This window comes from Bradyrhizobium sp. Rc2d, from assembly GCF_900099855.1.
GTDB lineage: Bacteria > Pseudomonadota > Alphaproteobacteria > Rhizobiales > Xanthobacteraceae > Bradyrhizobium.
In genome coordinates, this window is sequence record NZ_FNCU01000001.1 from 435,781 (window position 1) to 450,700 (window position 14,920).

Genomic DNA, 14,920 nt, shown 5'->3' on the forward strand with positions numbered 1-14,920 from the left:
GCTATAGCGCATCGCGCGAGGCTACGGCTTGTAATGCTACAAATTGTAGCATTCAGGGCAAGGGCCCGCAAGCAGAGATTGAACGCTCGCCGTCAAATGATCGGGGGCCGCCGGTCTGACAGACCGGCAGCGACTGTCGTCCCTAGAAATTCGGCCCCAACGCGATCTTCGTGATCGTGCCGTTCCTGACGCCGATGCGCCATTCCGCCGACCCATTGGCGAACTGCGCGACATAGATGTCGCTGTCGAGCGCTGTGACGCCGCGGAAGGAGACCGCACGCAGCGCGCCGAGCCGCGCCAGGATCGCCTGATCGAACGGAAGCTGCTGACGCGTGATGTCGGCCACCTCCGACGTCATGCGGTCGTAGTCTGGCTGTCCCTTGCCGACGCCCTCGATGTAGCGGCGCAGCATCTCCTCGCCATTGGCAATCGGAACGGCCCGGCGCGCGGCGCGCCCCGGACGCGCACCGAGGTTTGAGGCTTCGATGTTGTGGAAGCGCGTCTGCCGGCCCGGCACCAGGATCTCCAGGCATCGTCCGGACTTGTCGGCAATCACCCAGGGATTGTTCACGGAGGTCGTGGAAGCCCAGGACATATTGGGCCTGACCACGCTCTGCGTCCTGCGATTGCCGTCGGCGTCGAGATTGGAGATCTGGATGTCCTCGCCCATCTCATTATAGACCATGATCCTGATCGGCGAGGTGCCGGCGCGTCCGCGCACGCTCGCCTCTTCCGCGCAGGAGACGATACCGCCGAGCTCGTCATTGCCGTCGGCCCGGAACAGCACGTCGCCGACCTTGCCGTCGGGCTCGAGCAGCAGGCGGAATTCCGCCGAGCCGTTCTCGAATTTCGCGCCATAGATGTCGTAGCCGCCGGGGCCAACGCCGCGAAAGAAGATCGACTCGAGGGCGCCGAGCGCCACGAAAGTCGCCTGCGTCTCGTTGAACTGACGGTGGATCTTCGCAGCCAGCGGCGCGCTCATGCGATCATAGTTCGGCGTGCCGCGGCGTAAGTCTTCGATCCCGCGCAGGATCATCTCCTTGCCGCCTGCAACGGGGACCTGCTCGCGGAAACGGTCCGGCACCTCCGCAACACGGCGCGCGAAGTCGGCCTCGATCGCCTGCGCCACGGCCGCATCGATCCGCGGCGCGAGTCGGGCACCAAACACCGCATTCTGGACCAGCACGCGCGAGACCCTGGCTTGTTCGTCGCGCAGGAAGATCAGGAGGTTGTCGCCATGGATCGAGAAGACATCGGCGCCTTCCGCGAGAAGTGCCGCCCGGCCCTGCACGGTTTCCTGCACCTGAAGCCGATCGCCGTCGCGGCGCACGGTGAGAACGCGGTTCGGTGCAACCCTGTACCAGCCGACATATTGATCGAGCGGCGCGGGTCCAGTTGCCGATGCCGGCATCTCGGCGACGCGAAGCGCGCGCACGTCGCGACCGTTCATGCGCAGCATCAGTTCTGAGGAACGACGCTCCGCGTCGATCGGGAAGGTGATCTCGCCGGATGAAGCCGGGTACGACGCCGTGCCATCGCCGCCGATCGTCAGACGCAATCTGCGCTGCCCGGTGAGCTGGCCGTAGAGCTCGTCGCCCTCGCGGAAGATGGCGAAGACCGAGGCCGGGCCCATGGCGTAGAAATTGACGAAGGGGCGGTAATGCTGGGCCGGGACATCGCCGAGATCGGCGCTGACCGGCGCGACGTCCGCCGTGCGATAGGCGATCATGCCGGCGGACACGATCACGGCGGGGACGATCGCGGCCGCGATCCACAATCGCTTGCGCCAGCCGACAGCCACCGGCATCGCGGCGGCCGCGATGATGCGCTCGACGCGGGCGCGCACGGTCGAGGCTCGCGCCATCGCGAGCTCGACCGAGCGCGGTCTTACGGTGCTGGCAAAATCGAGCAGGATCTCCGCATAGGACAGCCGATCCTCGATCACTTCGATCGCCCGGGCGTCGCTGATGATCTCGGCGAGCTCGGCGAGGCGCGCAAGCTGCCACCACGAGAACGGGCTGAACCAGAACACCGCGCGATTGAGCGAGGCCAGCAGCAGGACGTAGAAATCGCGATTGGCGACATGCGCGCCTTCATGCGCGAGCACGGCGAGGCGCTTCTTCGCATCCCAGCCGGCGAATTGCGGCGGCACCAGAATGGTCGAGCCGAAGGTGACGGGACCGCCGACGTCACGGCTGATGCGGACGTCGGCAGCGATCAGCTGCGCACCTTTCATCGGCGCCGCCGCCCTTGCCATGCGCCAAGTCAGGCAGAGGCCGATCATCAGCCGCAACAGCAGGCAAGCGGTGACGCCGGCATAGATGATGCTGGCCACCAGCCACCAATTGATCGAAAGCCCGCTTCCGGCCGGCGGAACGATCGCCGCGCCTGATGCGACCGGAAGCGACGGTTGCGACAGCTCCAGCATCGAAAGGTCAGCCGGCAGAAAATCGTCCGGCGCCGGCATCGGCACAGGCGGCCGGGTGATCGTGAGCGTCGGCCAATGCATCACGAAGGGCATCGCCAGCGACGCCAGCAGCACGACGACCCACGCCGTCATGTGGACGTGCGGATTGCGCACGCGAAACAGGTTGAGACCGAACCAGACGACGCCTCCCAGCACGAAGGAGCGCAGCGCCGCCTCAGCCAGAGTTGCGATCATTCTTTCTTCACTCCCCTCGCCTTCTTCGCCTTGGCCACCTGGTCGGCCAGCGTGCGCAGCTGCTGCTGGTCGAGCATCTTGTTGTCCACCATGCCGACGAGAACTTCTTCAATTGAACCGTTGCAGAACCAGTCGACGATGCGCTGCACCGCCTTGGCCGCCACACGCGCGCGTGGTTCGGCGGCGTGGTAGACGTAAGTGCGGCCGTCCACGGTGTGGTTGGCATAGCCCTTTTCTTCCAGCCGGCGCAGCACCGTGCGAACCGTGGATTCCTTCAGACGCCGCGACAGACGCTCACGCACGATTTCGGCCGTGACGGGACCATGGGCCCAAACCAATTGCATGACCTCGCGCTCGAGGTCCCCCAGTTCGGGCAAACGATCGTCCATGGCACTTGCCTTGCGGATAGAGTTTTCTTGTAACGCTACAGATCGTCGCATATGCGGCCGCGCCGCGCAACGGCGATCCCACCTGAAATGGTATCGCCGTGCTGACCTAATGGCGGTTGGGAAGAGACACGTCTGGAGTCGGATCTATCTCCGACGTGGTTGGCAATGTGCCTTGCCCCTCACCCGGATCGCGCCGGACGATGCTGCGCATCGCCGGAGCAATCCGACCTCTCCCCGCTGAAGAGCGGGGAGAGGTTAAGGAGGCAACCTCTCTCGCTCCCTCTCCCCGTTCTTACGGGGAGAGGGGTGGGGTGAGGGGCTATCTCAGCGAATTCAGATTGAGTTGTAAGCTTCAGTAATGCGGCTCGTACATCTGCGACTGGACCAGGGCCCTCACATCGTTGGGCGCAGGTCCGTCGGTGAGCCCGCGCTGAAAGGCAACGTCAGCCACCGCGGCAGCGATGCGGACCGAGACCTCGCGGATGCGCGGCAGCGCCGGATAGAGGCTGCCCTGCGCGAGGTCCTCCTTGCCGACGCAATCGGCGAGCGTGTGGGCGGCCGCCATGAACATTTCGTCCGTGACGAGGCGCGAGCGGCTGGCGATGACGCCGAGGCCGACGCCGGGGAAGATGTAGGAATTGTTGCCCTGGCGCGGCACGAAGGTGCGGCCGCTGAGCGTCACCGGATCATACGGACTGCCGCAGGCGAACAGCGCGCGGCCCTCGGTGTAGCGGTAGGCGTCCTCCGCCGAGCACTCGGCCTTCGAGGTCGGATTGGAGAGCGCGAATACGATCGGCTGCTCGTTGAGCTCGGCCATCGCCTTGAGCACCTCGGGCGTGAAGGCGCCGCCGACCGCGGCAACGCCGATGATCGCCGTCGGCTTCAGCGTCTTGATCGCGGTGAGGAAATCGGCGATCGGCGCCTGGTCGGTGTGGGCATAGCGCAGCTTGTGGCCGGACAGGCCATCGCGGCCGCCGACGACGAGGCCGCGGGAATCCACCAGCCAGTTGCGCCGCAGCGCTTCGGCCTCCGGCAGCCCCTCGGCCATCATGGCGGAGACCACGAGATCGGCGATGCCGGTCGCCGCCTCGCCCGCGCCGAGGAACAGGATGCGCTGATCCCTGAGCTTGCCGCCGGAGACGCGCAGAGCCGAGAACAGGCCGGCGAGCGCCACCGCCGCGGTGCCCTGGATGTCGTCGTTGAAGACACAGGCTTCGTCCCGGTATTTGTGCAACAGCTTGAACGCCGAATGGTTGGCGAAATCCTCGAACTGGATCAGCACGCCCGGAAAGGTCTTGCGCGCGGCCTGCATGAATTCGTCGACGAAGCTGTCATAGGCCTCGCCGGTCAGCCGTCGCTCGCGCAGGCCGAGATAATAGGGATCGTTCAAGAGCTCTTCGTTGTTGGTGCCGACGTCGAGCACGATCGGCAGGCACAGCTCGGGATGCACGCCGGCGCAAGCCGAATAGAGCGAGAGCTTGCCGACCGGAATCCCCATGCCGTTGGCGCCGAGATCGCCAAGGCCGAGGATGCGCTCGCCGTCGGTCACGACGATCAGCCTGGCTGGATAAGGCCAGTTCTTCAGGATCTCGGCGATCTGGCCGCGATCGCGCGAGGAGATGAACATGCCGCGCGGCCGCTGGAAGATCAGTCCGTATTTCTGGCAGGCGAGCCCGACGGTCGGGGTGTAGATGATCGGCTGGATCTCGTCGATGTTGTCGACGACGACGCGGAAGAACAGGGCTTCGTTGCGGTCATGCAGCGCATTCAGCGCGACGTATTTTTCCAAATCCGTCGGCAGCGTGCGCAGATTGGTGAGCACGCGCTGAGCTTGCGTCTCCATCGTCAGCACACATGGCGGCAGCAGGCCGCGCAGGCCCAGCGCCTCGCGCTCGGATTCCGTGAAGGCGGTGCCCTTATTGAGCAGAGGATCGCGCAGCAGCGTCATGCCTTGCGATTGATCGGATGATGTCGCTTGGGCAGCGACACGGGCAGGTCTATTCACGAATTCCCCCAAGGAGTTTCTTATTGAACCGCGGACATTGTCGGCCAGCGCTCCCCGGAGATCAAGGATGTTGGGACTGAGGCATCGATTGTGATCTCGCACCGCAGCGAGATTGTCGCAAAAACAGCAGAAGTTAACGCTTCAAATCTACTCAACCTTGATGTCCGCGGCCTTCACGACCGGCCACCATTTCTCGGTCTCGGCCTTCTGGAAGGCCGCGAGCGCTGCGGGCGTCTGCTGCGCCAGTGGCGGAATCTCCTGCCCCAGTTCGGCAAAGCGCTGCTTGACGGAGGGGGCGGCAAGCACGGTGACGATGGCCGCATTGAGCGTGGTGACGATTTCCTTCGGCGTGGCCTTCGGTGCCCAGATGCCGTGCCAGTAGGAAATATAGAGCCCCGGCAGACCCGCCTCGTCGACGGTCGGGATGTCAGGAGCAGAGGCGAGCCTTGTCGGCGAGGTCACCGCGAACGCCTTGATTGCACCGCTCTTGACATGCGCCAGCGAGTTCGACGCCTGGTCGAACATGATGTCGATCTGCCCGGCAACGAGATCGATCATGGCAGGCCCGGCGCCGCGATAGGGCACGAACTGGAAGTCGGTGCCGGTCTTGCCCTTGAAGAAGACGCCGGCGACATGGGCTCCCGTGCCCGGGCCGGCGGTCCCCGCGGTGGCCTTGCCGGGATTCACCTTCAGCCACGCGATCAGCTCCTTGAGATTGTTCGCCTCGAGCGACTTCCTGCCGACGATGAGTTGCGTTCCCATCGCGATCATCGCGACCGGCTCGAAGTCGCCAACCACATCGTAGGGCAGCTTGAGGATCGCGCCGTTCAGCACATGCGTGCCCCAATGACCGATGGTGATCGTGGTGCCGTCGGGTGCGGCGCGGGCAACGCGGGTACCGGCAATGCTGCCGGAGGCGCCGGCAACGTTCTCGACCACGATCGTCGTGTGCAGCTCGGCAGCGATGCGCTCCGACAGGATCCGCGCCAGCGTATCGGTCGGACCGCCCGCCGCGAATGGCACCACGAAGGTGATGGGACGCGACGGAAACGGTTGGGCGCTACCTGGCCCGGGCCAGGCCGCACATCCAATCAATGCCCACACAGCGATCGCACCGCCGCGCAATCCGGCCCACAGCCCCCGCATCGGTCTCCCCCACCTTCTTGTCGCCCGCATGTTGTCAGCAGGCTGAAGCCGGAGTGAACTCTGCCGGACGAGCGGAGGCAAGCCGGAAGATGATCGGGCCGCTATCCAGCCGCCCGCCTTGGCGTCAGATTGGCGGCGCCGTCGGCCGGCGCGATCTGCATCAAGATGGTCTGGGTGGCGGAGGCGACCTCGATGCCGCTCTGCTGGAAGCGCAGCTTCATGCGGCGGTTGAATTCGCGCTGGACCGGCCAGCGGCCGGCCTCGGTGCAGCGGATCTGGCCGACCATCGACACCATTGCGCCATCGACCTTGTCGATGCCCCAGAGCTCGAGGTCACCGCGGATCAATGCACGGAATTCCGGCTCGTGGCGCATCTCCTCCACGATGTCCTTGAGGATCTGGCCGGCGCGGTCGGTGTCTTCCTTGTAGGCGACGTTGACGCTGACGGAGGCGTTGCCGGCGCCGCGGCTGGCATTGGTGATGGTCGTGACCGCGCTGAACGGCACGATGTGCACGGCGCCATCGCCGGCGCGCAGGCGGATGGTGCGGATCGAGACGTTCTCCACCACGCCTGACAGCCCTGAGACGCTGACATTGTCGCCGACCTGCACCGTGTTCTCCAGGAGCAGGAACAGACCGGTGATGAGGTCCTGCACCAGCTTCTGCGAACCGAAGCCGATGGCAATGCCGACGATGCCGGCTCCCGCGAGCAGCGGGGCGACATTGACGCCGATCTCGCTCAGCGCGGTGAGGCCGACGACGGTGGCGATCAGGCAGAGCAGCGCCGTCCGCAGCATCGGTTGGAAGGTGCGTAAGCGAGCGGCGCGGGCATAATGGCCGTCCCGGGACAGCGCATTGATCTGGCGGTCCAGCAGCGCGTTGCTGGCTTCCCAGATCGCGGCCGCGATGAACACGGCGAGCCCGATCGTCACCAAGGCCGAGATCAGCCGGCTGCCGATCTGGCCGCCATAGAACCAGACGATCGCGTCCACGCCCCAGACTTCGAGCACCGCCACGAAGCCGATGAAGGCGATCACGCCAGATACGATCTTGCGCAGCAGCGGCAGATAGCGATTGGCGCGGATCTCGAGACCGGGAAAGCGCTGGAGGATCTCCGGCTTGATACGGAAGCCGCGGTCGATCAGGCTCAGCGTCAGCATGATGGCGACGCGCGTGATCAGCACCACCACGACCGTCCCGACGAAATACTGCAAGAGCAGCGAATAGCCGTTGCGGATGTTGAGCGCCCACACGGCCCACAGCGCGAGATCGAGCGCGATGGCAAGATAGTGCCAGCCGCCGGCGATGCGGTTGCGCAGACGGGCCGCGATCCCCTGCCGCTCGGCCGGCGCGCGGATGGCTTCGGCGACCTGGCGGCGGCATTGCAAGATGATGACGACGATGAAGAGGTGCACGACCAGCATCACCATGCGCAGCAGCGCAGCGTAACCGGCGCGATGCAGGCCGAGCAGCAGCGCCACATTGGCAAAGGCGATGCCGGATACACCGACGCCGACGATGCGGCGCGCCCAGATCTCGATATAGGCTGCGGTCTCGGCCCGAACCGGAAACAGGCCGAACGGTCCCGCCAGCGCCCGGATCACGCAGATGAGTCCGCGGGAGAACGCATAGGCGTTGATGACAGCGAGGATCACGAGGCGAACGGTCGTGGGCTCGCCGATCTCGGTCCCGAGCAGCGCCGTGGCGATGCCCACCAAGACGACCACCGGCAGCAGTTCGAGCACGAGGCGTCCCAGCACGAAGGGCAGCCGCAGCAGGACCTGCCAGACCCTTACCAGACTGTGGTGACGCTTGTTCAGTTCGGGCGCGGAGGTGACATCGGCTACCGATGACGGCGGATCGGCAATCGGCAGCGCCTGTGTCGGCAGGCGCGCGGTCTGCGGCACGCGTTCTTCCAGGAACGCGACTGGACGCCGGATCAGGCGGAACATCACCCATTCAGCCGCAAGGGCGCAACCGAGCACCAACGCCAGCTTCCAGGCGATCTCGATCAGGAGATTGTAGGCGGCGGGATCGTTCGCGGTCCGCATGATCCAGTAATAGAACGCCGGAAAATGCGTGAGCGTCCGCGCCATGCTGGCGATCTCGCTCGAGATCGCACCGATCTCCTCCGACACCGTGAGCAGGAGCTGTGCACCGAGACCGTCGGCCGAGAGCGGGATCGGCGATTTCTGCTCGAGCGCGGCGGGTACAGGCTGCTGCTGACCGGGCGCATTCGCGATCGCGCGCAGCGTATCGATCATCTGCGCACGCTTCTTGTCGTCCTGGAGCGTCTCCAGCGCCCGCTTGGCCTCGTCTGGCGACAGCGCGGCCGCACTGCTCGCGACCGGCGTCTCGGCGCGGGCGCCGCAGAGAGATGAGATCGCGAGGAAGAGAGCGGCGAGGAGCGCCGGGGCAAGCTTATGCGACACGCGGATTCCCTGAAAAAAATGAATGCGCTGGCGGTGCCGGGACCGTCACCACCGAAGCACATGCGTCATGTCGGATGACCGTTATTCGCCTCGGACCTGTGTCGGAAGTTGGCCTTTGAGGCGACATTCTCTTGGCATTTGGCCATGCAGGATTGGAGACGGCATAGGGTCAGCGCAGCGAGACGGCTTGAGAACGCTGAGCGCGCTCCCGCCGTTCCGCAGAGCAGTTGCTTTTGAGGGCGGTTTCCCTGTGGCCACCCTTCGAGACGCCCGCTTTATGCGGCCACCTCAGGATGAGGACTGAATGCGCGGCAACAGTTTCAACGAGCACCGCTGCCGCTTAGCCTCATCCTGAGGAGCTTGCGCAGCAAGCGTCTCGAAGGACGAGGCGCGCGCGCAGGCCGCCTAAAGTGCCACATGCGATAGCCCAGCGTCATTCCGGGCGTCGGCCCGGAATGACGGCAAGGAGGGAGGAGGGACAAGGCAGAACTTTAATGCGTTCGTTGTGGCGGCCTCGGCGCGGCCAGCCATTGATCGACGTGATGCAAATTACAGCGCCGGGAAGGTAGGGGCTTTGCCTCACTGATGCAGCCCGCTAAACCTTGACCCGGCGTGCCGTTCGCGGTTTTCGCCGCTATGCGATAGTCCGAACGAGCTCCATCGCACTTAGCGGCTGGATTTGCGGAGGTGGTGTCATAGACCTCCCCTTGCTCATGAGGTGGACGTTGCGCGTCGCTTGTTTGCGACCTCTGCGATGCTCCTCCCGAGACACAAAACTGTCAAGCAGGATCGATGACCTGAAGGATCACATTTGAACGCGCGAGTTCCCTGGACGGGCATGGTGACATTATGCGCCTATTTTGCCCGACGTGTCAAACGAACTTCGTAAAATCCGCAAACGCACGAGACCTCCGGCAAGCCATTGATTCCGCTATCCCCGGCTACTGTGCATGGGGTTGTTTTCGCAATTATTGTCCCCGCCTAGAGAAACATGTCTGTCAGGTCGACCGTCGAGGACTTTCCGACCCGGTCGAAGTTTCGCGCCAGCCAGCTTCGCGCCGCCTCGCGGCCCTCGTCGCGCAGGCGACACAACAGGCTCCATTCGGGATGGAATTGCGTGGCCGTACCGAGCTGCGACATCAGCTGGTCGTTGCCGATCCAGTGCATGTACATGCGGCTATGCCTGTCGCTGTCGAGCTCGCCGTCGTCGATCAACCGTGTGGCGAAGGCGATCGCGCGCATCTCGCGCATCAAGGACGAATTGAAGCTGATCTCGTTGATGCGGTGGAGCACATCGGCCGCACTGGTCGGCAGCTCGTCGCGCCGGATCGCCGTGACCTGCACGATGATGACGTCGTGACTGCCCTTGCGATAGATCAGCGGAAAGATCGCGGGATTGCCGAGATAGCCGCCATCCCAATAATGCTCGCCGTCGATCTCGACGGCCTGAAAATAGGGTGGCAGGCAGGCCGAGGCGAGCACGGTTTCCGCGCTGAGAAACGGACTCTGGAACACCTTGATCTTGCCGGTGCGGACGTTGGTGGCGTTGAGAAACAGCTCTGGCGCCTCGGGCGAGGAGTTGAGCCGGTCGAAATCGATCACGCGCTGCAGCAGCGCGCGGAGCGGATTGAAGTTGAAGGGATTGAGCAAGTTCGGCGGCAGCGTGTGCGTCAGCGTGTGGATGAAGGCATGGACCGGATGATATTCCGGCGGCAGCTTCAGGGCCTGGATCCACTGGTTCAGCGGCGAGAGCAAATCGTACGCCAAGTCCATGCGCGACACTTCGTACCAGAATGCGTGCAGGCTCTGCCGCGCCGCTTCCGCGCCTCCGTTCGCCATGCCGGAGGCCATCGCCACCGCATTCATCGCGCCGGCGCTGGTGGCGCTGATCGCCTCGATCGCGAGCCTGCCATCCTCGAGCACCTGGTCGAGCACGCCCCACACGAAGGCGCCGTGCGCGCCGCCGCCCTGCAGCGCGAAGTTGACGTTCTTGCGGTCCGCGGTCCCGTTGGCTGTCACTTTGCCCGCTTCTTGCCTCCCGTCCCCTCTTTCTCCAGCGCCTTGCGCACTTGCTCGAATTCCTGCAGCGAAGCCCTGTCGGCACGCGGAAAGCGCAGGTCCAGCTTTTCGAGCGCAGCATTGATCACGGAGCCGATCACGACGCGGGCGAACCATTTATGGTCGGCGGGCACGACGTACCACGGCGCATGTGGTGTCGACGTGTGGCGGACGATGTCCTGATAGACCGCCTGGTAGCGCGGCCACAGCGCGCGCTCCTTGATGTCGTCCATCGAGAACTTCCACTGCTTGGCCGGCTCTTCCAGCCGGTCGAGGAAGCGCTGGCGCTGCTCCTCCCTGGAGACGTTGAGGAAGAACTTCAGCACGACTGTGCCGTTGCGGCCGAGATAGCGCTCGAAGGCGGAAATGTCCTCGAACCGCTCCTTCCAGATGTTCTTCGTGACGAGCTTTGCCGGCAGCTTCTCCTTGGCGAGGATCTCCGGATGCACCCGCGTCACCAGGCATTCCTCGTAATGGGAGCGGTTGAAGATGCCGATATGGCCGCGCTCCGGCAGCGCGACGACGTGGCGCCAGAGGAAGTCGTGGTCGAGCTCCTTGCTGTTCGGCGCCTTGAAGGCACGGACCTCGCAGCCCTGCGGATTGATGCCCTCGAAGATCGCCTTGATCGCACTGTCCTTGCCGCCGGCGTCCATGGCCTGGAATACGATCAGGAGCGACCAGCGGTCCTGGGCGTAGAGCTTCTCCTGAAATGCGATCAGCCGCCTCTTGTTGGCATCGAGGATCTCCTGCGCCGTCTCCTTGTCGAGATCGCCCTTCTCGTCGGTCTTGTGGTCCTTGAGGTGAAACTTGCCGGATCCGTCGTAACGGAACGGCGTGATGTAACGGTCGAGCTGGTCGGCGATCGATTTGGACGGCTTCTTGCTCATGAGTTCGGGGACACCTTGCGTTGCGGCTTCAGTCGGTCGAGCACGCTACCAAGAATGCCCTTGGGAAGAAATATGATGAAAAGCACGAGCAGCACGCCATAGACGAGATTGTCCCAGCCGACCGCCTTGGTGCCGAAGCCGATACGCAAGCTCTCCGCGAGCAGGATGGTGATGATGGCGCCGACGGTCGGGCCGAGCGAGACGAACAGGCCGCCGACGATGGCCGCGAACACCATCTGCAGCGACACCGCGATGCCGCTGACGGTGTCGGGCGTGATGAACATCTGGTACTGGCAGTAGATCGCGCCGGCGAGCGCCGTCATCAGCGCGCTGAGCAGCGTGATCTTCAGCTTCTCGGCGGTGACGTCGACACCGGCCGCGGCCGCGGCGTCCTCGTCCTCCGAGATCGCCTCCAGCGCATGGCGAGCCATGCTGCGGTCGACCCAGTGCCAGACCACGATGCCGAACAGCCAAACCGCGAGTGCGATCAGATACCAGGTGGTCTTGTCGTCGAATTGCAGCGCCAGCAGCTTGTTGCCGGACGCACGGTTCGGCGTGTAGCCGAGCGAGCCGCCGGTATAGTCGCGCGTCGCGGTGATGACCTGGAGCACGATGCCTGATAGCGCCAGCGTCACGAGCACGAAATAATGCCCGGTGATGCGGAAACGAAAGCAGGGATAGCCGACGATCAGCGCCAGCGCCCCGGCCGCGACCATGCTGACGGGAATGCCGATCCATGGCGAGAGGCCGAGGTGATTCCACAAGAGCGCGGTGACATAGGCGCCGATCCCCATGAAGCCGCCGTGCCCAAGCGAGACCAGGCCGAACCGCCCCATCATCGACCAGGACGTGTAGGCGAACGACCAGATCAGGATCAGCACCAGGATGTGCAGATGATAAGGATCGCGATAGACGAAGGGCAGCGCGACCAGCGCCGCCAGCCCTACCCCCCAGGCTGCAAGCCGCCCCTGCCCCATCATCGGCGCCTCGCCAGGAGCCCTGCAGGCCGGATGAACATCATGACGATGAAGAAGGCGAAGGCGAGCACATAGCCCCATTCGAGATCAGAGAACAGGCCGCCGAGCGAAATGATCTCGGCGAACAGGAACGAGGCGATGAAGCCGCCGATGAAGTTGCCTAAGCCCCCGAGCACGCAGATCAAGAAGGTGATTGGCCCGAACGAGAGGCCGACGAAGGGATGCACGTCATATTGCAGCACCAGGAGGCAGGCAGCGAGCCCGGCCAGCGCACCGCCGAGTGCGGACGTGATGAGATAGATCCGCTTGGCGTCAACGCCCATCAGCGCCATGATCTGCCGGTCCTGCGAGATGGCGCGGATCGCAGTGCCGGTGAAGGTTCGCGTCATGAACAGATAGACCGCGACCATGCCGACCAGTGCCGCCACGAAGGACAGCAACCGTGCGTAGCTGAAATTCATGTCGCCGAAGGCGAGCACCGGCAGGCGGATGCCGAGGTTGCGGAAGTCGATGCCGAAGGCGACGGTGGCAAAGCTCTGCAGCACGAACAGCACGCCGCCGGTCGCGAGCAACTGATTGATCGGCGGTGCCGTGAGCAGCGGCGCGATCACGAGGTAGTGCAGCGCCGCCCCGAGGAGCGCGACCAGCAGGACGGTAAAGGGAGCGGCGATGAAATAGCTGACCCCGTAATACTGCACCATAAAATACATGGCGTACATGCCGATCATCACGAGCTCGGCATAGCAGATCCAGGTCACGTCAATGACGCCGAAGATCAGGTTGAGGCCGAGCGCGAGCAACGCCAGCACACCGCCGAGCAGGATGCCGTTGATCACGGCCTCCAGCAGATAAATGTCGAAGACGTCCAGAAATGCCTGCATGCCCCCTCACACCCCGAGATACGCTTCCTTGACCGTGTCGCTCGCCAGCATCTCGGCCGAGGTGCCGGAGGCGCGGATCGTGCCCGCCTCGATCAGATAGGCGCGATCGACCACTTTCAGCACCTGCTGCACGTTCTGCTCGACGATCAGCACGGTCAGGCCGCTGGCACGGATCCGCTTCACCAGCTCGAACACCTGCTGCACCACGACCGGCGCGAGGCCTGCCGACGGCTCGTCGAGCAGCAGGAGTTTCGGATTGGACATCATCGCGCGGCCGATCGCGCACATCTGCTGCTCGCCGCCGGACATGGTGCCGGCCATCTGGTGGCGTCGCTCCTTCAGGCGCGGAAACAGATCGAACACGACGTCGAGCCGCTCGGCATAGTGGGCGCGCGCCTCCTTCATGAAGGCGCCCATCTTGAGATTATCGTCGACCGAAAGCCGCGGAAACAACCGCCGGTTCTCCGGCACATGCGCAATGCCGAGGCTGACGATCTTGTGCGACGGCGTCGCCACGACGTCGATGCCCTCCATTTTGATCGAGCCGCGCGACGGCCGGATCAGGCCGGAGATGATGCGCATCAAGGTGGTCTTGCCGGCGCCGTTCGGCCCGATGACGCCGACGGCCTCGCCGGCCTTGACGTCGAGATTGACGTCGAACAGCGCCTGGAACGTGCCATAGCCGGCATTGACGCCGCGGAGCTCCAGCATCGGCTAACCTCCCGCGCGGCGGCGCGCCTCGGCGGCCGCGGCCTGCGTGGTCTCGGCATCGGTGCCGAGATAGACCTCGATCACCCGCGGATCGCCGGCGACCGCGCTGGGCAGCCCCTCGGAGATCTTCTCGCCGTGATCGAGCACCATGACGCGGTCGACGACGCGCATCAGCACGCCCATGATGTGCTCGACCCAGATGATGGTGATACCGAGCTCATCGCGGATGTTGCGCAGCATGTCGGCGGCCTGGTCCATCTCAGCCTCGTCGAGGCCGCCGAGGCTTTCGTCCGCCAGCAACAGCTTCGGCGCGGTGGCGAGGGCCTTCGCAAGCTCGAGCTTCTTCAAGCCGGCTGCGCCGAGGCCATCGACACTGGCATGGCGATCGGTCGGCAGGCCGACCATCGCCAGCGACCGCTCGGCCGCTTCCTCGGCCTTGACGCGACTGTGGCGTCCCTGGCCGTAGAAGCCGGCCAGCGCGACATTCTCGAAGATGGTGAGGCGACGGAAGGGCCGCGGAATCTGGAAGGTGCGGCCGATGCCGCGGTTGATGATCCGGTGCGGCGCAAGACCTGCGATCTCATGCCCGGCGAACAGGATCGATCCGGAGGTCGGCACCAGCGTGCCGGAGAGCATGTTGAAGATGGTGCTCTTGCCCGAACCGTTGGGGCCGATCAGGCCGAGGATCTCGCCCTGGTCGACCCTGAACGAGACGTTGTTGACGGCCGTGAAGCCACCAAATCGCTTCACCAGCCCGCTGACTTCCAACACC

10 protein-coding genes and 1 pseudogene are annotated in these 14,920 nt (G+C 64.5%); all 11 read right to left on the reverse strand.

Annotated elements, in window-relative coordinates:
- Positions 1 to 142: 142 nt before the first annotated feature.
- The 11 genes and pseudogenes from BLV07_RS02005 to BLV07_RS02055 all read right to left on the reverse strand — a co-directional run bounded on the left by BLV07_RS02005 (position 143) and on the right by BLV07_RS02055 (position 14,919).
- Positions 143 to 2,662: a M56 family metallopeptidase gene (locus BLV07_RS02005; protein ID WP_091878926.1), complete on the reverse strand. Its 2,520-nt coding sequence runs from the start codon at positions 2,660 to 2,662 to the stop codon at positions 143 to 145.
- On the reverse strand, positions 2,659 to 3,051 hold the full coding sequence (locus BLV07_RS02010; RefSeq protein ID WP_091878929.1) for a BlaI/MecI/CopY family transcriptional regulator: 393 nt from the start codon (positions 3,049 to 3,051) through the stop codon (positions 2,659 to 2,661). The genes BLV07_RS02005 and BLV07_RS02010 overlap by 4 nt, the downstream gene beginning before the upstream one ends.
- A gap of 352 nt (positions 3,052 to 3,403) precedes the next feature.
- The gene (locus BLV07_RS02015) at positions 3,404 to 5,056 is read right to left on the reverse strand and encodes an NAD-dependent malic enzyme (RefSeq protein WP_283806502.1); all 1,653 of its coding nucleotides are present in this window, start codon (positions 5,054 to 5,056) and stop codon (positions 3,404 to 3,406) included.
- 147 nt (positions 5,057 to 5,203) lie between these two features.
- Entirely contained in the window at positions 5,204 to 6,202 is a 999-nt protein-coding gene (locus tag BLV07_RS02020) for a Bug family tripartite tricarboxylate transporter substrate binding protein (RefSeq protein ID WP_091878936.1), read from the reverse strand.
- Between the two features lie 101 nt (positions 6,203 to 6,303).
- Positions 6,304 to 8,634, reverse strand: a complete 2,331-nt coding sequence (locus BLV07_RS02025; protein ID WP_091878939.1) for a mechanosensitive ion channel domain-containing protein — start codon at positions 8,632 to 8,634, stop codon at positions 6,304 to 6,306.
- Positions 8,635 to 9,615: 981 nt separating this feature from the next.
- Positions 9,616 to 10,653: a patatin-like phospholipase family protein gene (locus tag BLV07_RS02030; RefSeq protein ID WP_091878942.1), complete on the reverse strand. Its 1,038-nt coding sequence runs from the start codon at positions 10,651 to 10,653 to the stop codon at positions 9,616 to 9,618.
- On the reverse strand, positions 10,650 to 11,579 hold the full coding sequence (locus BLV07_RS02035; protein ID WP_091878945.1) for a polyphosphate kinase 2 family protein: 930 nt from the start codon (positions 11,577 to 11,579) through the stop codon (positions 10,650 to 10,652). Before BLV07_RS02035 ends, BLV07_RS02030 begins: the two co-directional genes overlap by 4 nt.
- Positions 11,551 to 12,559 (reverse strand): annotated as a pseudogene (locus BLV07_RS02040) (branched-chain amino acid ABC transporter permease); the annotation flags it as partial. The pseudogene BLV07_RS02040 and the gene BLV07_RS02035, both read right to left, overlap by 29 nt.
- On the reverse strand, positions 12,556 to 13,437 hold the full coding sequence (locus BLV07_RS02045) for a branched-chain amino acid ABC transporter permease (protein ID WP_091878951.1): 882 nt from the start codon (positions 13,435 to 13,437) through the stop codon (positions 12,556 to 12,558). The gene BLV07_RS02045 and the pseudogene BLV07_RS02040, both read right to left, overlap by 4 nt.
- 6 nt (positions 13,438 to 13,443) lie before the next feature.
- Positions 13,444 to 14,148 (reverse strand): ABC transporter ATP-binding protein, encoded by a 705-nt coding sequence (locus tag BLV07_RS02050; protein WP_091878954.1) that lies wholly within the window; start codon positions 14,146 to 14,148, stop codon positions 13,444 to 13,446.
- Between the two features lie 3 nt (positions 14,149 to 14,151).
- Positions 14,152 to 14,919, reverse strand: a complete 768-nt coding sequence (locus tag BLV07_RS02055) for an ABC transporter ATP-binding protein (protein ID WP_091878957.1) — start codon at positions 14,917 to 14,919, stop codon at positions 14,152 to 14,154.
- Position 14,920: the final 1 nt, after the last annotated feature.